Source organism: Chryseobacterium sp. BGA-UO-ETr-SB22 (genome assembly GCF_059567885.1).
In genome coordinates, this window is record NZ_JCAQOV010000005.1 from 3,414,065 (window position 1) to 3,434,531 (window position 20,467).

20 protein-coding genes and 1 pseudogene are annotated in these 20,467 nt (G+C 36.7%); 11 read left to right on the top strand and 10 right to left on the bottom strand.

Annotated elements, in window-relative coordinates:
* Positions 1–66: 66 nt before the first annotated feature.
* Positions 67–1,824 carry an ABC transporter ATP-binding protein gene (locus AC57AW_RS22875; RefSeq protein WP_318846435.1) on the bottom strand — a complete coding sequence of 586 codons (1,758 nt, stop codon included), beginning with the start codon at positions 1,822–1,824 and terminating at the stop codon, positions 67–69.
* A 248-nt stretch (positions 1,825–2,072) separates the two neighbouring features.
* Between AC57AW_RS22875 and AC57AW_RS22880 the strand changes: the two genes are divergently transcribed.
* Entirely contained in the window at positions 2,073–3,530 is a 1,458-nt protein-coding gene (locus AC57AW_RS22880) for a hypothetical protein (protein ID WP_496353721.1), read from the top strand.
* A 91-nt stretch (positions 3,531–3,621) separates the two neighbouring features.
* Here AC57AW_RS22880 and truA read toward each other — a convergent pair whose 3' ends face one another.
* Positions 3,622–4,356, bottom strand: a complete 735-nt coding sequence (gene truA, locus AC57AW_RS22885; protein ID WP_496353722.1) for a tRNA pseudouridine(38-40) synthase TruA — start codon at positions 4,354–4,356, stop codon at positions 3,622–3,624.
* A gap of 109 nt (positions 4,357–4,465) precedes the next feature.
* On the opposite strand from truA, the gene lpxK reads away from it, so the two are divergent.
* The 6 genes from lpxK (at position 4,466) to AC57AW_RS22915 (ending at position 10,193) form a co-directional block, all read left to right on the top strand.
* Entirely contained in the window at positions 4,466–5,491 is a 1,026-nt protein-coding gene (gene lpxK / locus AC57AW_RS22890) for a tetraacyldisaccharide 4'-kinase (protein WP_318846433.1), read from the top strand.
* Positions 5,475–6,290, top strand: a complete 816-nt coding sequence (locus AC57AW_RS22895; RefSeq protein ID WP_496353723.1) for a purine-nucleoside phosphorylase — start codon at positions 5,475–5,477, stop codon at positions 6,288–6,290. Before lpxK ends, AC57AW_RS22895 begins: the two co-directional genes overlap by 17 nt.
* Before the next feature lie 212 nt (positions 6,291–6,502).
* Positions 6,503–7,018 (top strand): TlpA family protein disulfide reductase, encoded by a 516-nt coding sequence (locus AC57AW_RS22900; protein ID WP_318846431.1) that lies wholly within the window; start codon positions 6,503–6,505, stop codon positions 7,016–7,018.
* Positions 7,019–7,079: 61 nt separating this feature from the next.
* Positions 7,080–7,535, top strand: a complete 456-nt coding sequence (locus AC57AW_RS22905; protein WP_496353724.1) for a GNAT family N-acetyltransferase — start codon at positions 7,080–7,082, stop codon at positions 7,533–7,535.
* Between the two features lie 43 nt (positions 7,536–7,578).
* Positions 7,579–8,676, top strand: coding sequence for a DNA polymerase IV (gene dinB, locus AC57AW_RS22910; protein ID WP_496353725.1), 1,098 nt, complete (start codon positions 7,579–7,581; stop codon positions 8,674–8,676).
* A 44-nt stretch (positions 8,677–8,720) separates the two neighbouring features.
* On the top strand, positions 8,721–10,193 hold the full coding sequence (locus AC57AW_RS22915; protein WP_496353726.1) for an alpha-amylase: 1,473 nt from the start codon (positions 8,721–8,723) through the stop codon (positions 10,191–10,193).
* A 464-nt stretch (positions 10,194–10,657) separates the two neighbouring features.
* Here AC57AW_RS22915 and AC57AW_RS22920 read toward each other — a convergent pair whose 3' ends face one another.
* Entirely contained in the window at positions 10,658–11,998 is a 1,341-nt protein-coding gene (locus AC57AW_RS22920) for a carboxylesterase family protein (RefSeq protein ID WP_496353727.1), read from the bottom strand.
* A gap of 112 nt (positions 11,999–12,110) precedes the next feature.
* A complete protein-coding gene (locus AC57AW_RS22925) occupies positions 12,111–13,013 on the bottom strand; it encodes a helix-turn-helix domain-containing protein (RefSeq protein ID WP_496353728.1) in 903 nt (300 codons plus the stop codon).
* Between the two features lie 131 nt (positions 13,014–13,144).
* On the opposite strand from AC57AW_RS22925, the gene AC57AW_RS22930 reads away from it, so the two are divergent.
* The 3 genes and pseudogenes from AC57AW_RS22930 to AC57AW_RS22940 all read left to right on the top strand — a co-directional run bounded on the left by AC57AW_RS22930 (position 13,145) and on the right by AC57AW_RS22940 (position 14,626).
* Positions 13,145–13,306: a hypothetical protein gene (locus AC57AW_RS22930; RefSeq protein WP_496353729.1), complete on the top strand. Its 162-nt coding sequence runs from the start codon at positions 13,145–13,147 to the stop codon at positions 13,304–13,306.
* A gap of 18 nt (positions 13,307–13,324) precedes the next feature.
* Positions 13,325–13,549, top strand: a pseudogene (locus tag AC57AW_RS22935) (cupin domain-containing protein); the annotation flags it as partial.
* A 24-nt stretch (positions 13,550–13,573) separates the two neighbouring features.
* Positions 13,574–14,626: an NAD(P)-dependent alcohol dehydrogenase gene (locus tag AC57AW_RS22940; protein WP_496353730.1), complete on the top strand. Its 1,053-nt coding sequence runs from the start codon at positions 13,574–13,576 to the stop codon at positions 14,624–14,626.
* A 52-nt stretch (positions 14,627–14,678) separates the two neighbouring features.
* Here the strand turns inward: AC57AW_RS22940 and AC57AW_RS22945 are convergent, their stop codons facing one another.
* Positions 14,679–15,107: a winged helix-turn-helix transcriptional regulator gene (locus AC57AW_RS22945; RefSeq protein ID WP_496353731.1), complete on the bottom strand. Its 429-nt coding sequence runs from the start codon at positions 15,105–15,107 to the stop codon at positions 14,679–14,681.
* Positions 15,108–15,276: 169 nt separating this feature from the next.
* Here AC57AW_RS22945 and AC57AW_RS22950 point away from each other — a divergent pair, with 169 nt between their 5' ends.
* Complete coding sequence (locus AC57AW_RS22950; protein WP_496353732.1) at positions 15,277–16,155, top strand: NAD(P)H-binding protein; 879 nt, start codon at positions 15,277–15,279, stop codon at positions 16,153–16,155.
* A gap of 86 nt (positions 16,156–16,241) precedes the next feature.
* Here the strand turns inward: AC57AW_RS22950 and AC57AW_RS22955 are convergent, their stop codons facing one another.
* The 5 genes from AC57AW_RS22955 to AC57AW_RS22975 form a co-directional block, all read right to left on the bottom strand.
* Positions 16,242–17,525, bottom strand: coding sequence for an alkaline phosphatase family protein (locus AC57AW_RS22955; RefSeq protein ID WP_496353733.1), 1,284 nt, complete (start codon positions 17,523–17,525; stop codon positions 16,242–16,244).
* A 107-nt stretch (positions 17,526–17,632) separates the two neighbouring features.
* Positions 17,633–18,478 (bottom strand): GNAT family N-acetyltransferase, encoded by an 846-nt coding sequence (locus tag AC57AW_RS22960; RefSeq protein ID WP_496353734.1) that lies wholly within the window; start codon positions 18,476–18,478, stop codon positions 17,633–17,635.
* A 173-nt stretch (positions 18,479–18,651) separates the two neighbouring features.
* On the bottom strand, positions 18,652–19,398 hold the full coding sequence (locus AC57AW_RS22965) for a T9SS type A sorting domain-containing protein (protein WP_496353735.1): 747 nt from the start codon (positions 19,396–19,398) through the stop codon (positions 18,652–18,654).
* Between the two features lies 1 nt (position 19,399).
* Positions 19,400–19,924: an ankyrin repeat domain-containing protein gene (locus tag AC57AW_RS22970; RefSeq protein WP_318846419.1), complete on the bottom strand. Its 525-nt coding sequence runs from the start codon at positions 19,922–19,924 to the stop codon at positions 19,400–19,402.
* Positions 19,921–20,466: a YceI family protein gene (locus AC57AW_RS22975; protein ID WP_318846418.1), complete on the bottom strand. Its 546-nt coding sequence runs from the start codon at positions 20,464–20,466 to the stop codon at positions 19,921–19,923. The genes AC57AW_RS22970 and AC57AW_RS22975 overlap by 4 nt, the downstream gene beginning before the upstream one ends.
* Position 20,467: the final 1 nt, after the last annotated feature.

Below are 20,467 nucleotides of genomic sequence, written 5' to 3' on the forward strand. Positions count from 1 at the left end.
TAGACAGCTTCATAAAAAAAGAGAGTCGCAGTGACTCTCTTTTTTGTTATCATTATTTCTTATGGATTATGATTCTTTTTCTTCCTCCATTTCTACCTCATGGCGCAGCTGGGCTTTGTAAAGAGTAGAATAATATCCGTTCTTATCCAGAAGCTCAAGATGCTTACCTTCTTCCACAATTTTACCGTGCTCCATCACAATAATTTTATCTGCTTTTTCAATAGTGGAAAGCCTGTGGGCAATAATAATAGAGGTTCTGTTTTTCGTAATTTTTTCTGTTGCTCTCTGGATCAGTTTTTCACTTTCATGGTCAATAGAAGACGTTGCTTCATCCAGGATTAAAATTTTCGGATCTGATAAATAGGCTCTCAGGAAAGACAGCAATTGTCTCTGTCCTAAAGAGATTGACGATCCCCTTTCGCTCACTACATAATCATATCCGCCAGGCAGCTGCTGGATAAACTCGTCTACTTCAATTTCTCTGGCACCTGCTTTTATCTTATCCAAAGTTATACTGTCATCACCGAAAGCAAGGTTTTCAAAAATACTTCCATGGAAAAGGAAAACATCCTGCAAAACGACTCCAATGTGGCTTCTCAGATTATAAAGCTCATAATCTTTTAAATCCACATCATCAATCAGAATATTTCCGGAATTGATATCATACAATCTTGTGATCAAACTGATAATAGTAGATTTTCCGGCACCTGTGGCACCCACTATCGCTACTGTTTCTCCCGGATTTACTTTAAAATCAATTCCTTTCAGAACTTCCTGCTTTTCATCGTAGGCAAAATGCACTTTCTTGAATTCAATTTTCCCGGCAAAGTGGTCTTTCTTCACCGTTCCGTTATTAGGCATCGAAATCTCCTCATCCATTAATCCCAATACCCTTTCTGCTCCTACAATTCCTCGCTGAATATTGTTGAAACGGTCAGCAATCTGCCTCAAAGGACGAATCAACATTGAAATATACTGGATAAATGCAATCACCACCCCGGCACTGATGGTAATATACCCTCCATAGAAAAGGATAAATCCTATGAATAATGAGGAAATAAGTTCCACTACGGGAAAGAACAGTGAGAAAATAAATACCGTTCTCAGCAATGCACTTTTCAGGGTAATATTGATATCATCAAATTTCTTAAACTCAGATTCCTGTCTGTTGAATACCTGAATAATAGACATTCCCGCCAGTCTTTCCTGAACAAAAGAGTTTTGATTCGCGGTCCAGTTTCTCTCGTCTCCAAAAGCTTTCTTCAGTCTTTTCTGAAAGAATCTTGTAATAACGACCATCAAAGGTAAAATGGCCAGCGTAATGTAACTCAGGTGAACATTGGTGCTGAACATCATAATCAATACAAAAACAATTCTAAGAATATCCCCAAAAACCATCAGGAAACCGTCCGTATATACGGTAGCAATTGTTTCTACATCTCCTACCGCACGCGTTACCAGCTGCCCGATAGGGGTTTTATCAAAAAATGAAGTCTTGAAATAAATCAGTTTAGCATATAAACGCTCCCTGATATCCCTGATCACATTCTGCGAGATAAAATTGGAAAAATAAACTAAGAAAAAGTTTAAAATCGTTTCAGCAAACACCAGCCCTACAAGGATATAGATATGTTTCATCATCAAAGCCTTATCATGAAGCTTTGTAATATCATTATCCACCACCTGCATAGTAAGATATGGCCTGTAAGTAGAAACAATGGAAAGGAAAATAGAAATTATAAGAGTAAGGATGAACCATGAACGGAACTTCATTCCGATAAAGAACAGCCTTTTTATAATCTCCCAGGTATCTTGTTTTTTCATTGTACGAATCGAAAGAAAGAATTAAAATAAAAATTCCATGCAAAAATAAGACTTTATAATCGGACTGCCTTTACAACTTTTGCAAATCGTCATAGAAAATTTCAGATACCTGTTATTTACAGAATGAATAGTATAGATTGTTGTACCAACATTAAATTTAAAATAAAAATTTGATCAACTCCGTGATCCTTACCACTTGTAATTCTGTAATCTTTTAATATATTTGGATTGAAAAAAACTTTTAATACATGATAAAAATTACATTCAGGCTATTTCTACTGATAGTTCTATTCGGCATGCTATGGTCATGCCAAACCGAGTCTTTACAAGATCAAAATGAAACTTTTACGAACAATAGTAATCTTCATTTTACTTCGAAAAGAATATCTTTAACTGAAAGCAAGCATAAAGCAAAAATTTCCACAGAATTACAACATGTAAATGGAATATTTAAGAATTTACAAACATACACACAAGGAAAAACCACAGAATACAACAATGGGATTTCTATCAATACTAATGATGTCATTTATATAGAACGAGGGCAGAATTTCCATAGTTATACTTTTCATATTGCCCGTGAGAATGCACCTGCGAATGCACCGTTAGAAAATCTCGTATTAAGTCTTCTTCCAGATGGTACCTATAAAGCACTTTTAATTACTTACCAGTTTACTTCACAAGAAAAACAGATCCTGATGAATAATGGTTCTCTTGATGCAAAGACTAAATTTAGTATAGAAGAGCTTAGTCCTAGAATATACAATGAAGGTGGGCCAGCAGGAAAATCCAATATGACCTGTGAATGGATTGAAGAATCCTATTATACTTCCTGTAGTGAAGGTCAGCATTTTAATGGTGAACTTCCCAAAGGCCAGGGAGGTCCATGCAAAGCAGATCAGCCTTCAACGTTAGTTACCGTGGTTGTACACAGATGTAAAGCTCTTCCTGCTTCTACAGCACTTGGAGACGATGGTACCGGCGGAGGCGGCGGTCCTACCAATCCTGGAGGCTTAGGAGGAGGAAATAATGATGGAACTCCTACAATACCTAACCTACCTCTTCCGAAATCTTCTCCTTGTGCAAAAATCACTAGAATTGGGAGAAATAGCACTACAAAACAACTTTTTGAAAACCTAAAGACAAAGTTCAATTCTAATCAAGAATTCGGTGAAATCCTTACAGAATCAGGAGGACAGATTAATAATATTTCTGTAGTGGGACAGGCTGGACTAGGAGGAATTAATATTGATATCACAGCTCCTATTGATGGATTTATACATTCTCACCACGTGGGATTATTATCTGTATTTACAGCTGCTGATCTTGCCAGTTTCTCATTAATGCATAAGAATTGGTTCATTAAAAACCACAATACATTCATTTTTGGACTGGTAACGGCTTCTAACACGCAATATATTCTGGTAATTGATGATTCTGCAAAATTTTTAACTTTTACAGATCAGTTCCTTACACCAGATGGACAGATTGACGTAGGAAAAACTGATAATTTTAGTACCATGAATTATCTTCTGGATTACAATATACATATAAACAACACACCTCAAGTTAACGAATTAGGATTTGTAAAAATGCTTTCCGAAAAGGATTCGGGACTAAAAGTATTAAGAGGTTCTAATAATTCTAATGATTGGGAAGAACTCAGCATAAAAGATGGACAAATATTATCTAAACCTTGTAACTAAAAATTGATTTGAAATATTTAACAGAAGGCCCATTTTTATAAAAGATGGGCTTTCACTTTTATGATTAATAAACTATATTTATTTGAAAAAGTTATCTAAATTCATAGCCCACATCCACCAGATACAACCCGTGTCCTGGCGCTGAAGTTCCGGCAGAATTTCGGTTTTTATCTTCAATCACTGTACGAAGATCTTCCGGTTTCAGTTTTCCGGTTCCTATTTCTATCATTGTTCCTACAATGGCGCGAACCATATTTCTCAAAAAACGATTAGCTGAAACGGTGAATTTCAATTCCGTTCCGTTCTGTTCCCATTCTGCTTTATACACTTTGCAGATATTGGTTTTGTTGTCGGTTTTTAATTTGGCAAAACTGGTAAAATCTTCATATTCAAAAAGAATTTTGCAGGCTTCGTTCATTCTATCAATATCAAGATTCCTTTTCCAGTGCTGCCAGGCAGATTCCTGGGTGAACGGATTTTTTTCCAGCGAGATATAATATTCATAGGTTCTGTAGGTCGCATCAAAACGGGCATGAAAATCATCCTTTACCTGAAAAATCCTTTTAATGGAAATATCAGGTGGAAGAAAGCCGTTCAGCCTGCGTGGAAGCTGATCGTTCACTTCTTTTTCCGTATCAAAATGAGCAAATATTTTCTTGGCGTGAACTCCTGTATCGGTTCTTCCCGCTCCTGTCGTTTTAATCTCTTCCCTTAAAATTGTGGAAAGTGCTTTTTCCAGTTCTTCCTGTACAGAAATGGCATCCGGCTGTATCTGGTAGCCGAAATAATTCTTTCCATTGTAAGAAAATTCTATAAAGTATCTCAATGTAATCTAATAACTCCACAAAAATACTTTAATTTAACGAAATATTTATTGAAAAGTCTTCAAGAATATTATACCAAATCCTTATGAAAATTCCTATTTTTGCAATCGTATGAAAAGATGGTACCTTTATCCTTTTTCCCTCGGTTATCATTTGGCAACGGGTATCCGGAACACAATGTATGATCTGGGAATTTTTAAGTCAACAAAATTCAAAACTCCGATAATCAATGTCGGAAACCTTTCTGTGGGCGGCAGCGGAAAGTCACCCATGGTGATGTATCTTGCTCAATATCTATCCAAACATTACAGAACCGGAGTACTTTCACGAGGTTATGGAAGGCTTACAAAAGGCTATGAAGTAACCAATTATGAAAGCAACTACAAAATGGTGGGCGATGAAGCGATGCAGCTTTTTGAACGTTTCAAAAACCGATTTGTCATTGCCGTTTCAGAAGAACGTGTGCCCGGCGCTAAAAAAGTAATTGAAGATATGGACCTTCAGGTTCTGGTACTGGATGATGCCTTGCAGCACAGAGCTATTAAGGCAGGATTCAACATTCTGATGACTGATTTTAATGATCCTTTTTTTAAAGATTATATACTTCCTGCCGGAGATCTGAGAGAATCAAGAGCAGGATATAAAAGAGCGGACATCATTATGGTCAGCAAATGTCCTGACGAACTTACTGAGGAAACAAAAAGGTATTATATCTCAAGAATAAGACCTTCTTACGGGCAGAAAGTTTTCTTTTCATCCATTGGTTATGACGAAAATGTATACGGAAAAGAGAAAATGCTGCCGGATAACAACCTGAATTATTATGATATTTTACTGATCACCGGAATTGCCAATCCTAAACCGCTTCTGGAACATCTGGCAAAATTCTCAAAAAGGGTGAAACATTTAAAGTTCAGAGATCATCATAATTTCACGGATGATGATATTAAAAAAATCCTTGCCGAGTATAAAAAATTAGGAGAATATAAACTGATATTAACCACAGAGAAAGATTACGTTCGTCTGAAAACTTTTGACTATCTTAGAGATATTGTTTACTACTGGCCTATCAATGTATTGATTGATAAGAAAGAAGAATTCAATCAAATCATCTTAGATTATGTTAGAAAAAATTAAAGAGACTGCTGATTTTATTAAAAATATTATTCAGGAAACTCCTGATTTTGCAGTTGTTTTAGGATCCGGATTGGGGAAATTACAAAATGAAGTAGAACCGATCCACGTTTTAGAGTACAAAGACATTCCCCATTTTCCACAAACTACCGTTGCCGGACATACCGGAAAGCTTGTGTATGGAATATTGGAAGGGAAAAAAGTTCTGATGATGAACGGCCGTTTTCATTATTACGAAGGGCACTCTATGGAAACCGTAACTTTCCCTGTGAGAGTTTTTCATGTATTGGGTATTCAAAATCTTATTCTTTCCAATGCGTGCGGCGGCGTAAATCCTGCTTACAGCGTTGCAGATATTGTTATTCTGAAAGACCATATCAACATGATGCCTGAGCATCCGCTCCGTGGAAAAAATATAGACGAGCTTGGACCGCGTTTTGTGGACATGAGCGAACCTTACAACAAAAAAATGATTGCCACAGCAGAACAGGCTGCAGCAGATCATCATATCAAGATCCATCAGGGAGTTTACGTTGCCTTGCAAGGACCAACTTTTGAAACTCCAGCTGAATATGGTATGATAAAAGCCATTGGCGGAGATATGGTAGGCATGAGTACCGTTCCGGAAGTTATTGTTGCCAGACATATGGGAATGGATGCATTCTGTATTTCGGTCATCACAGACCTTGGCGGACCGGATATTGCTTTGGCTGTTTCTCACGAAGAAGTTTTAAATGCAGCCAATAAAGCAATGCCCAATGTAATTGCCGTTGTGAAAGGTTTGATTAAAAACTATCAGTAAAAATATTTAACAACTAATATAACTGAAGACGTCATATTCCTCTCCCACGGGAGGATGGCGAAAAATTCAAAGAATTTTTGAAGAGGTAGTTTACATATTCCCCCCTCATACCCTATAGAAACCATCAATATTATAAATTTTTACTAATTCAACAAAAATCAATCTCAGATTGCAATTCATTGTTTAGATTTGTACAAATGAAATTGTATAAAATGAGAAAGTTGATATTAATTTTAATGATAGGTATTTTTGGAATAAGTTATTCACAAAAAGTTCCTGCCGTTCTTAAAACAGGATTTTCAAAAGAAGCTTTACAGCAGAAACTGGAAGATGAAGATGGAAAAACCATTAGCATCCAGCAGATTCTTGATCAGCATAAAGGAAAAGTTTTAGTCATTGATTTTTGGGCAGGATGGTGTAGAGATTGCTTAAATGCCCTTCCAAAAGCTAAGGAATTAGAAGAAAATAATAAGAATATTGATTTTGTATTTCTATCATTAGACCGTTCAAAAGAAGGATTTGAAAAAAGCCTTGATAGATTTGATATGAAAGACAAAGAAAATTATTGGTTCGCTTCAGGATGGAAAAATGATTTTAATAATTATGTAGATCTTAACTGGATCCCAAGATATATGGTGATCGATCAGAAATCTTCTATTGCAAAATATTACGCGATATCTCCTGAAGATCCTGAACTTCAACAAACGATCAACAATCTTTTAAAATAATTTTTAATCACAAAAAATACAGAAACTTTACTCTATTGAAAGTTTCAGTTATCTTAATACCATGATTACAAGAGAAGCTACAGAAAAGGACCTGGAAATTCTTTTAGAGTTTGAACAGGGAGTAATTGCTGCAGAAAGACCATTCAACAGTACACTTATTGAAGGAGAAATTCATTATTATGATTTAAACAGCCTTATGCAGTCTCCAGACGCTACTGTAATTGTTGCCGAAGAGAATAATGAGGTCATTGCATCGGGCTATGCCCTGATTAAAAAATCAGAAAAATATTATAATCAGTTTGAAAGCTATGCTTATCTGGGTTTTATGTACGTAAAACCGGAACACAGAGGAAAAGGAATCAATAAAGTGATCACTGATGAGCTGATTGTCTGGTCAAAATCAAGAGGCATTGATGAAGTAAGGCTGGAAGTATACGCTCAAAATGAATCTGCTATAAAAGCTTATGAAAAGGCCGATTTTGAACCTCATATTCTCATGATGAGATTGAAATCCTAACGAGAATAATTTACCATAAATAAAGGAATCCATATCTTTGCATATGGATTTTTCTTTGCCACTTCGTAAAATTATTCATGTTGACATGGACGCATTCTATGCTTCTGTGGAGCAGCATGATAATCCGACATTGAAGGGCAAACCTATTGCAGTTGGAGGGCAACATCGTGGTGTAGTGGCTGCGGCAAGCTATGAAGCCAGAAAATATGGTGTACGCTCTGCAATGCCCAGCAAGACTGCAAAAGAAAAATGTCCACATCTTATTTTTGTTCCTCCCCGATTTGCCAGATATAAAGAAATCTCAAAAAAGATCCGGGAAATTTTCTATGAATATACTGATCTGGTAGAACCCCTTTCTCTGGATGAAGCTTATCTGGATGTCACTGAAAATAAAAAAGGAATGGAATCTGCCAACCTGATCGCCAAAGAAATCCGTCAGAAAATTTTTGAACAGACAGGATTGACTGCTTCTGCGGGAATTTCAGTTAATAAATTTTTGGCTAAAGTAGCTTCCGATATCAACAAACCGAATGGCCAGAAAACCATTCACCCTGATAAAATGGAACACTTCCTGGAAGAATTGCCTGTAGAAAAGTTTTATGGGGTTGGAAAAGTTACCGCTAATAAAATGTTTAGCTTGGGAATTTATAAAGGAAAAGATTTAAAAAAGAAATCACTTGAAGATCTGGTAAGGCTTTTCGGAAAATCTGGAAACCATTATTACAATGTGGTACGCGGCATTCATACTTCTGAAGTAAAACCTCATCGGATCCAGAAAAGTGTAGCCGTAGAAAGAACTTTTTTTGAGGATCTTCTGGATGAGCAGCAGATCAATGAAAAACTGGAAAGTCTCGGACAGGAACTTCATCAGAGATTACAGAAAAATAATATTCTCGGAAGAACTTTAACGTTAAAAATAAAATATAAAGATTTTTCTCTTTTCACAAGAAGTATAACGAGGGAAGATTATTTCTCATCACCGGAACAGTACTTTAATACGGGAAGAAAACTCTGGGAGCTCCGCCCTTTCGATAAGGCTGTACGTCTTCTGGGGCTGTCTCTCTCCCACCTCAATACGGAAGAAAAAAAACAAGTTTCCGTTCAACTAAAAATCCCGTTTGAAGAATTTGAAAATGAGTAGATCATATATTTTCGCTAACTTGTATCTACCAAATCAGCAAATTTATGAACCCAACCATGATTCAGTTTTTTCACTGGTATTCTGAAGGAGACGGAAAGTTGTGGAAAGAAGCCGAAAAACAGGCCAGATATTTAGCTAAACTGGGGATTACTTCTGTATGGTTCCCTCCTGCCTACAAAGGGACAAATGGCGGTTACTCTACCGGATATGATGCTTATGACCTCTATGACCTTGGAGAATTTGACCAAAAGGGAACTATTCCTACCAAATATGGCACTAAAACCGATTACACAAAAGCCATTAAAGCCCTAAAGAAACAAAATATACAAGTGATTGTAGATATTGTACTGGGACATAAAGCCGGTGGTGACGAACTGGAAAAATTCAAAGTGGTGAAAGTAGATGAGGAAAACAGGGACAAAGTTATTTCTGACGTAATCGAAATTGAGTCCTATACCAAATTCACCTTTCCCGGAAGAGGAAAAAAATATTCTGATTTCGAATGGAACTTCACCTGTTTCAGTGGTGTAGATTATGCCGAAGGTATGGAATCCCACATTTATAAAATACAATCTGAATACGGGGATGACTGGGAAGAAATGATTCATGATGAAAAAGGAAATTATGACTACCTGATGTATAATGACATTGAACACCGCAATCCTTTTGTACGCGAAGAGCTTAACCACTGGGCTAAGTGGTATTTTGACCAAGCAGATTTTGATGGAGTAAGACTGGATGCTTTGAAGCATATTTCGTTCGATTTTTATAAAGAATGGCTCACTATGCTTCGTTCCAATTCAGAAAAAAATATTTTTGCTGTAGGTGAATACTGGGCTCCCGGATATCTTCATTTGCTTCAGAAGTATATTGAAGTGACGGAAGGCTGTATGAGTCTTTTTGACAGTTCCCTTCAAAATAATTTTCATAATGCTTCGAAAGAAGGAAGTTCTTATGATCTCAGGAGAATTTTTGATGAAACTCTTACTCAGGCAGATCCTATGCATTCGGTAAGTTTGGTGGCCAATCATGATACTCAGCCGCTTCAGGATCTTGAGGCTCCTGTAGAGCCCTGGTTCAAACCTCTTGCTTATGCTTTGATTTTATTGAGAAAAGATGGCTATCCATGTGTTTTTTATCCTGATTTATATGGTGCCCATTATGTGGATAAGGATCGGGGAGGCCATGATCAGGAAATATTTATGCCAAAAGTAGATGGAATAGAAGAGTTATTAAAAGCTCGAAAAGAGCATGCTTATGGTGATCAGCAGGATTATTTTGAGGATGCCAACTGCCTTGGATGGGTTCGTACAGGAGATGATGAACATTCAGGATGTGCTGTCGTACTAAGCAATAAAGACGCTTATAACAAGCCTATGGAAATGGGACAGCTTTACGCTGGAAAAAAATTCAAAGACCTGTTGAAACGATTCAAAGAAAAGGTAATCATTGATGAAAACGGATGGGGAAATTTCCCTGTTCCGGCCGGAAATATAAGTGTTTGGATCCCCGAATAAGAGCCTTGTTAAGGTTTAAAACCTTGACAAGGCTTTCTTTCATTAGAAAATTAGCAATAAATGTATCTGCAATTCCAAATATCTATAGCCCATTCACAGCATTGCCCATCTTCGTTGGAAGTGCAGCATACTTTACCCCAATTTAAATCTCCGGCTTTTAAACTTTTCAACTCCTCACGTTTAAGTTTTTTTACTTTGAAATCTTTGTTTGTTTTCATAATTATTATTTTATTTGGTTTGCAATTAAATATACGTCAAAAATTACAATTATTGACGAAATCTTAACACTAACAACCTGATTAGCAAATATAATCATAGTGAAATCTGAAATAAATAGTAAATATACATAAACCACCCCGTCAAAAATTCTTTGAATTTTCGACACCCCTCCACAAAAAGGGAATATTTGCGTCTCCAATTGAGATATTTGTTAGAATTAAAAATTTTATAAGCTTGTTATGCGGTTACATCTTTCGGAGCTCCAGGATCTCCGGCCTTTCTGAGGTATCGGCTATTTTTCCGGTACGGGCAAATTCAGCCCAGAGAGCCCTAAGTTTTTTACCATTCTCATGGATACGACTCCAGGGAATATCTTTCAGCATTTCGGAAGATTTCCAGGCTGATTCATTCCCAAAGATCAAAGGAAGATCAATACAGTGCGATGCTCCGATATGATTGTCTTTCAATTTTGAATGAATTCTGAAGAGGTAGACGTTCCCTTCGGCATCAGCCAGATTTTGTGCAAATTGCCTTGCCGGATTTCCGTAGATAAATTCTGTAGTTTTTTCAACGGTTTTATCTATGATTTTCAAGCCCAATCCTTTTCCGAAATATTTATTTAAAGCTTCAGAAGTTTTAAGATAAAATGCAGTTTCATCGTTATTTAAACCAATCAGCACATCGTATTTCTGCGCATTCTTTTTCCACATTTCTACAGACTCTTCTTCTTTGCATAGAGGAAAACATCCATATTGGGTACCAAAAGGCATCGCTGCTTTCAATCCATACCTTATCACAGACGGTAAAAATTTCCCGTACGCCTCCATCATTTTTAAAACATCGGTTTCATCTTTCAACACTTCTGTTTTTTTTAGAAATTCTGCAGACATTTTCTGTCTTTTATGGCGTAATCCCAAAGGCGCGCTCTGGATAATCAAACGCTGAAATAAGCCTTCTATACCTTCTGATATCATTAAATGAGCAATAGCATCACCGCCTGAAGACTGCCCGAGAAGGGTGATATTTTTTTCATCTCCTCCCAGATCTCCAATATTGATTTTTATCCACTTCAAGGCTTCAATGATATCCAGCAACCCAAGATTGGCAGGTCTCTTTTCATCGCCACCTAAAAAACCAAAAAGTCCTAGACGATAGGAAACGGTGACTACAATAATATGCTGCTCTTTCACCCATTCAGCAGGATCAGCAGTAGCAAGATCACCACAGCCTATTTCATGAGACCCTCCGTGAATCCAGACAACAACAGGGAGTTTTTCATTTTCAGATATAATTTCAGGGCGGGTGATGGATAGATATTGTGTAGCTTCATCAACTTCGAAACTTTCTACAGGTGTTGCTCCTATCATTTTTTCCACAAGTGGACTTAAAGTCTGCGGGCAAACCGGAATTCTTTCCGGAGGAATAATCCTTAAAGATAAGGAAGCTTCAACAGCAACAGGTTTTTTAAACCTTTCAGAATGGGCATAACGAATACTTCGGACTCTTATAATCCCTTCTTCTTTTAATGCTGTAATTCTCCCGAAACGAGTTTCGAAAGTAGCAATGTTCTGCTGATTTGGTGTCATCGTTAAAACTGTGAAAACTTTTCTCTTTAAATTTAATTATTTAAACACAAATTTCACGAATACAAGCACAAATATTCACTACTGATTATAGTGGTATTCGTGTTGAAAAAACTTAGTTCAGGGTTTTGTATTCACTTGGAGAAATACCTACTTTCGTTTTGAAGAGTCTTGTAAAATGCTGTGGATATTTGAATCCTAAATCATAGGAAATCTCACTGATTGTTTTTGCCTGATCAAGAATTTGTTCTTTAGCAATATCAATAAGTTTGTTGTGGATAAATTCCTGTGCAGAAATCCCCAGTTCTTTTTTAATCAGGTCTCCGAAATAATTAGCTGACAGATTCAGTTTCTCTGCAAAATAGTTGACCATCGGAAAACCTATATTTTTAGGATTTTCAGATTTTAAATAATCATCAACAAGATTTTCAAATTTCCCGATCACTCCCTGATTGATATAGTCTCTTGTAATGAACTGACGGTCATAAAAACGCATACAGTAATTCAAAAACAATTCAATATTGTTAACAACTAAAGATTTACTGTGTTTATCAATAGGCTGTTCAAGTTCCAGCTTGATATTTTTAAAGCATTCCAATATAATTTCCCGCTCTTTTTCAGAGAGGTGCAGGGCTTCGTGTACATCATATGAGAAAAACGAATAGTCTTTAATATTCTTTCCCAGGTTGGTACCTTTTATTAAATCGGGATGGAAAATTAATGCAGAACCTGCAGGTTGAATATATTTATCTTTATTATAAATTCCATAAGTCTGTCCGGGAGCGATGAAAACTAGGGTTCCTTCCTGATAATCGTAACTGTGTTTTCCATACTGCATATCTCCACACATTACATCTTTCAGAAAAACAGTAAAAAAACCAAATTTTCTTTTATGCTGGCAAATAGGATCGGATTTAGAAAAATCAATTACACTGACCAGCGGGTGCAGGGTTTCATGATTGGCCATTTTGTTGTATTCTGAGACACTATTATAGATTTCAACCTCCTGATTTTCCATGAAGTATATTTTTATTTCTATTCAAAATTACCACTTTCCTTTGTAACTGAAATAGTGTCTGTAAAATTGGTAAGTAATTCGGTAATCTGTATAAGTCCGGTTTACTGAAAAGTTTCGACTTTTGTATCGTTATGGAAACTTTTAATACAACCATTTTTCCAAAAGGGAAAAAAGCTCCTGCAGAGCATTTCTCCGGCGGAACAGCGTGGGTTCCTATTCTGAAAACCAATGAGGACAGCCTGAACTCTCAGATAGGAAATGTCATTTTCGAGTCCAGGTGCAGAAATAACTGATATTCTCATGTCGGTGGACAGATTTTAATTGTAACTTCAGGAACAGGATATTATCAGGAAAAAGGTAAACCTGTACAAATTTTAACCCCGGGGGATCTCGTTAATATTCTTTCTGGTATCATTCATTGGCATGGTGCCGGCCCGGACAGTGAATTTACCCACATTGCGATCAATCCTAACACTCAAAACGGAATTGTAGAGTGGCTGGAACCTGTAACAGATGAAGAATATCACAATTTGTAAAACTAAACTTAAACTAAATAAAAAATGAGTACAATCACAGTAAAAGCCTATGGTGCAGAGTCTACCACGGCAGATCTGAAAGAAATGAATATTGAAAGAAGAGAAGTAACCTCAAAGGATGTAGAGATTGAAATTCTATATTGCGGGGTATGCCACTCTGACCTTCATACGGCAAGAAATGACTGGGGCGGATCTTTATATCCTGCAGTTCCGGGACATGAAATTGTTGGAAGAATTACTAAAGTAGGAAGTGAGGTTTCCAAATTTAAAGTAGGTGATCTTGCAGGGGTAGGATGTATCGTAGATTCTTGCGGACATTGCGATAGCTGCCAGCATGATCTGGAACAATATTGTCTAAATGGTTTCACGGGAACATACAATGGAAAAGACAAGCATTTGGGAGGTCATACTTTCGGAGGATATTCTCAGAAAGTAGTTGTGGATTCTCATCATGTTTTAAAAGTACCTGAAAATCTTGACCTTGCAGCCGTGGCACCTCTTCTTTGTGCAGGTATTACCACATGGTCACCTTTAAAGCACTGGAATGTAGGTCCTGGTTCTAAAGTAGCTGTTGTAGGATTAGGTGGTTTGGGGCACATGGCTATTAAACTGGCAAAAGGACTGGGAGCTGAAGTTACTTTGTTCTCAAGAACTCCCGGAAAAACTGATGATGCCAAACAACTGGGAGCTGATCACGTTATCATCTCTACTGATGAAGCACAAATGGATTCTGTAAAAGGAAAATTCGATGTGATCATTGATACGGTTCCTTATGTACATGATGTAAATCCATATGTGACTACTTTAAATATCAATGGAACTCATGTTCTTGTAGGATACCTGGGAGGCTTGGAGCCTATCCTTAATACTGTTCCTATGATTCTGGGAAGAAAATCTGTAGCGGGTTCAGTAATTGGAGGTATTGCAGAAACTCAGGAATTATTAGATTTCTGTGGGGAGCACAATATTGTTTCAGAAATTGAAATGATCAAAATGCAGGACATCAATGAAGCTTATGAAAGAATGCTGAAAAGTGATGTAAGATATCGCTTTGTGATTGATATGCAATCTCTGTAATTCTTTTGCAGAATATAACGAAAACAGGCGCTTCAGATTGAAGCGCCTGTTTTTATTTTTTCAGATTTTGACTAAAAGCATTCTGAGCCTGATTCACAATATATTGGTTTCCTTCAGCACATTTATTATCATGTCTTTCCATATCCTGAAAAGCCCATGCTGCCATGGCATCAATAACAGGAGCCAGTTCATTACCCGCACCACTCAACTTATAGGTCACATGAGGTGGTACTACAGGTTTTGCTGTTCTGATAATTAATCCGTCCGCTTCAAGCTGCTTCAGATGCTGAATCAGCATTTTTTCTGTTACGGCAGGAATTGCTTTTTTCAATTCACTGTATCTTTTTTCTCCTGTAGAAAGATTAAACAGGATAATGGGTTTCCAGAATCCGCCAATTCTTTCCATAACGTACATTACAGGGCAATCCTGCACTGTCTTTCTGTTTTCCTGAATGGTTGAACTTTCTTTGATTGCTGTCATATTTACATACTTTAGGGTAAGTACTTGTATAAAAGTAAGTACAAATATAACTTTGTTCTCAGAAATAAAAAAATATTTATTATGAAATCGCAGTCATTTGATGAGTTTATAAATGCGAGTCAATATTCAGCGATTGCATATGATCATTAAACAACAAAAAAATTTACATATGAAAATTGTAATCACAGGATCATTAGGAAATGTAGCTAAACCCTTAGCACAACAATTAATTGCCGAAGGGCACGACATTACCGTAGTAAGCAGCAGCGAGGCAAGAAAACAGGATATTGAATCTCTTGGAGCAACTCCAGCCATTGGTTCTATCACAGACGTTAATTTTCTAACCCAGACATTTGAAGGAGCAGATGCTGTTTTTGTAATGACACCTCCAGCTATCAGCCCGGATAAGATTGTGGAAAACACAACCAATGCAGGAAAAAATTATGCTGAAGCTTTAAAGAATGCCAATGTAAAGAGAGCGGTAATGCTAAGTAGTGTGGGAGCAGAATCTCCGATAGAAAACGGTCCGATAGCAGGTCTTCACAATATTGAAAAAATATATAACAACGTAGAAAATACTTCTTTCACTTTTTTAAGAGCCGGATATTTTTACAATAACTTCTTCAACGATATTCCTTTGATTCAAAATGCTGGAATCATTGGTGGTAATTATCCCGCAAGTATTGAAGTGCCTGTAGTACATCCTACTGATATTGCTAAGGCAGCAGCTGAAGAATTGATAAAAGATGGAAATACAAACAGTATCAGATATATTGTGAGCGATGTACGAACAGCTTCTGATTTTGCAAAGGTTTTAGGAACTTCTGTTAGCAAACCTGAACTTCCATGGGTAGAATTCTCTGATGAAGATTCTTTAAACGGAATGCTGCAGGCCGGGCTTCCTGAAGATATGGCCAAGTTGTATGTTGAAATGGGAAGAGGAATAAGAACGGGTGTTGTGCAGAAAGATTTTATCGATCATGGCTCTCCTGTAGCAGGAAATGTTAAGCTGGAAGATTTTGCTAAAGAGTTTTCTTCTCAATTTTAATTTCTTTTGTCTTGAACAAAAGTTAAAAAAAGCTTCGGCGCACCAAAGGTGCGCCGAAGCTTTTTAATTATATTTTTTTCTTCTAACTATTTTTTTTCTTTCAAAGCTTCTTTTAAAACTTTAAGTTTTCCATCAATAGGTTGATCAATTTTTAATCCTAAAACTTCAGCAACCAAAGGATAAACATTAATGTTGGCAAATTCAGGGATGACCAGATTATTTTTAAACTCCGGTCCCCAGGCAAAGAAAGTGGCTTTCATTTCCGGCACCACTTTAGGATTGTAGCCGTGTTTTCCAACGGATGTTTTCTTTCCTTTTTCCAGGAATATTTTTGGAGCTTTCGGGATCAGAAGAATCTGCCCTATTCTGTTATATTTGTCATCTTTTGTGGCAAAATGTAAATATTTAGGAAGCTTTTTATCCAGATATACTTCGTAATCGTCTGTTTTATTAGCTTTCAGCTCTTTATAAACTGATTTTACCTCATCCTGATTTTTAACGTAAACTCTTAACAAGGTTTGAGAGTTATAAAAATCGAATCTGCTTTTATCAAAAAGTACAGTTGGGATTTCCAAAGGAGTACCCCCATCTACTTTGATCATTCCGTGATCGGAAACAAAAATAAAGTTGACATTTTTTAATCCTAATTCATTTACTTTCTGAACAAGATCACCAATCGCCTGATCTATCAGATGAACAGCTGTTTCTGTTTCTTGGGCGTCAGGTCCATAATGATGACCGCTACCGTCTACTTCCGGGAAATATAATGATATAAAATGAGGTCTTTTCTCTTCCGGTAATTTCAGCCAGTTTACTACTTTTTCTACTTTTTCGGAAGGTGTGAATTTTTCGTGATAAGGATAATAATAAGTAGGTCTTATTCCTCCTGCATCGCTGGCAGATCCTACCCACATCAAAGAAGCCGATACCATTCCCTGCTTTTCAGCAAGCCCCCAAAGTGGAGTTCCGCCGTACCAGCTGCCATCTTCAGCATCTTTCTTGCTGCTCATGGCATATCCTTCTTTTCTTTTATAATCATAGAAAAAGTTATCTATCAAACCATGATGAGAAGGATAAAGTCCAGTAATTAGGCTCCAGTGGTTGGGAAACGTAATACTGGGATAACTAGGAATCATTGCTTCAGCCTTTACACCGCCATTGGCAAGTTTCAAAAGATTTTCGGCTTTGTATTTTTGCGCATAGTCATAACGGAATCCGTCTGTAGATATCATAATCACGTAAGGCTTAGACTGGGCTTCTGTACTGTTTTGTCTCCCCGGGATGACCACCTGGGCTGTATCAATATTAGCCTGTTGTGCAAAAGCCGTAAAGGAAATTAGCAGCAGTAAAAAATGGATTCCTCGCTTCATTATTTTAAAATTTTCCGCAAAGTTACATCCTATACTTCTGCCTGAAAAGTTTAAGAGATTAAAAGTATATTAAAACCTATTATTTTTTTGAATAAAATGACGATCTGTTAAATTGACTTTTTCATTTCAAACTGTGACAGCCAATTGTTCAGTCCTATTTTTTCACCAAGAAATCGGCTGGTGTTTTCTGAGGAATCATCTACATTGTTCAATGCTATAGCTTGTCCTTCATTTTTATCCGAAATGGAATTAAAAAGCATTGTACCTATTCCCTGGTTTCTGAAATTCTTATCTACCGCAAACTGGTATATTTTTTTAGCTGCAGGACTATAAACAGCATATCCTACAAGCTTTTCTTCAATATAAGCACCTAAAGTCACATAGTTTTCCGGCATAGGTTCCAATGCAAAAACAGATCCCTGCCAGGAAGGTTCGATATCCCAGAAAGAACATAACAGCTCCCATTGAAAGTCTTTCAAATCCTTAATAGAAACCTCAGCATTTTCTTTACCCTGTTGAATACTTCCGTTAAAGCAAAGCAATCTTCGGACAATGGTAAAACCTAAATTTTCATAGGCTCTGACCGCATTATGATTTCCTTCAATAACTTCAAGCAATAATGTATCTGCATTTCGTTCTTTTAGGGTAGGAATAATAAAATCATACATTTTTCTCACCAATCCTTTACCTCGGCTTTCAGGAACGACTCCTGTCCCACCATTGTATATAACTTTCTCCCCATTTTCAATTTTTTCAGACTGAAGAATAAAGCCAACGAGTTTTCCTTCTTCAAATGTACCAACCGATAAATTCATATTTAATTTCTCTGCTGCGATTTTTGAAACAAGCACCTCTTTCGTTAAATGAAAAGGAACAACATAGTCAGAAAATGAATGATTGAACACTGATAAAAGTTCGTCTATTGTGGTATTGGCTAAAGTTTTAAACTCCATCGGTTGTAAAAATTATAAGGCTAAGAAACTGCCTTTTATTAAGAATTCTGATCTACACAAATATAGGAATTTTAAAGCAATCTCCATGAAATAGGCCTTTTAAGAAAAAATGATACCCCTGAAAAGTCAGAGGTATTCATTACTAATTATTTAGGTGTATTTTTTCTTAAAAATTACTCTTTAATCAGTTTTTCGTAAGACGTAGTTCCATCTTTAAGCTGAATTTCAAGATAGTAGCTTCCTGATCTCAAATTTTCAACACTGATGCTTTCTCCATCCGGTTTTACTGATAGTACTTTTCGGCCTGATGCTTCGAAGATATCAATAGATTTTATTTTATCAGAATTCTTGAAATTAACTGTTGATTTTGCTGGGTTAGGATATAGGCTTACTTTCTTGCTATTGGCTGCAATTTCATTGGTAGATAAAGAAGCTGCTGTCATCGTTAAGGTTGCATAACCTCTTCCTGCATCATGATAACCTATACCTGTACCTGTTTTTCTTGCATAGAATATGTTAATTGTTCCTGCAGCATTGGCAATGGCAAGGTCTCCTGCTCCTCCTGAAAGACTTCTTGTCGCAATGACAGTTCTGGTAGATCCTGAAATAGTATTAGAAGTTTCTGTCCAGTCCTGCGAAGGATCAACGGTAGGAGGTATCATAGGGCCGGTAAATCCATAGTCTCTATTGGTAGAAGAATTGTATATAAATCCATCTGAACCTGCTCCCATCCCCACACTTCCGAAACCAATTCCCAACATAGAATTGCTGTCACCTGTTACTGTAATTGTTACTCCGGCTGGAGTTGTATCTAATTTCACCGTCATAGCTGTATTCGGTAAATTTACCGTCCCTGACGAAAACTGTGCCCAAGCTAAATTTGCAAGAGCTAAACTAAGTACTAGTAGAGTTTTTTTCATATCAATTTTTTAAAAGATTAATAATTTCCTTGTTATTGGTTTGCAATGCATATTCAAAAGGAGTCATTCCCATTGAATCTTTCTTTGTTTTATCTGCTTTATATTTCAACAGCTGTTCTACCAGATCTTTATTACCGGATTTTACAGCCCAGAATAAAGGAGTGTATCCTGTAGAATCTGCAATATTGGGGTCTGCTTTTTTCTTTAGCAGATGTTCTACCAGGTCTTTGTTGTATTTAATAGCAAGACCTGCCAGTGCAGTTCCTTCACGGCTTTTGTAGTTAACATCCTTTACATTTTCAATCAGAAAATCTGCAACGCTTGTATTCCCTCTGTAACAAGCTAAAATAAGGGGAGAGAATCCGTTTTCGTTCACCTGATTAATAATATCCGGATTTTGTTTCATCAGTTCCTGCACTTCAGGAACTGTTCCGCTTCTGGCAATATCAAATATTGATTTTGCTTTTTCCTGAGCAAATATCAATGAGCTCAGAAATAATCCTACAATTAAGATTACACTTCTCATTGTTTTACCATTACGTAATTGTATTCAATGTTGACATTTTCTGCCACTTTCTTGGTAACCATTTTAGGGATGGTCACTTTATAATCTGCAGGTCTTGCCATAAAACCACCCTGCATATAGATTTTACCATCTTTTGCATATAATGTGGCTGAAGAAGCAACTGCTTTGTCTACTCCATGAAAGTTAAGCGTTCCCTGAACGGTATATTTCTGAGGGCTTGTCGTAAGTTTTGTTTTATCAAAGTTGACAATTTTCCCTTTGAATGTTGTTTTCGGGTATTTTGCAGATTCTGCATAACTTTCGTTGAAATGCTCTTCCATTAATTTTGTTTTAAAATGAAAGTTTTTAACTGTTGAAACAGATGCCATTTCACCATTGTCTGCGTTAAGAATCACAATATTGGTGTCATCCTGGGCAAAAATATCATCAAACAGTGGTACTGAAGCTTCAAAAGTTACTTTTCCTGTTTTAGAGCTGTATTTTTGTGCTGAAGCGTAACCGGCAGAAAGCAGTAATACGCTTAATAATGCTAATTTTTTCATA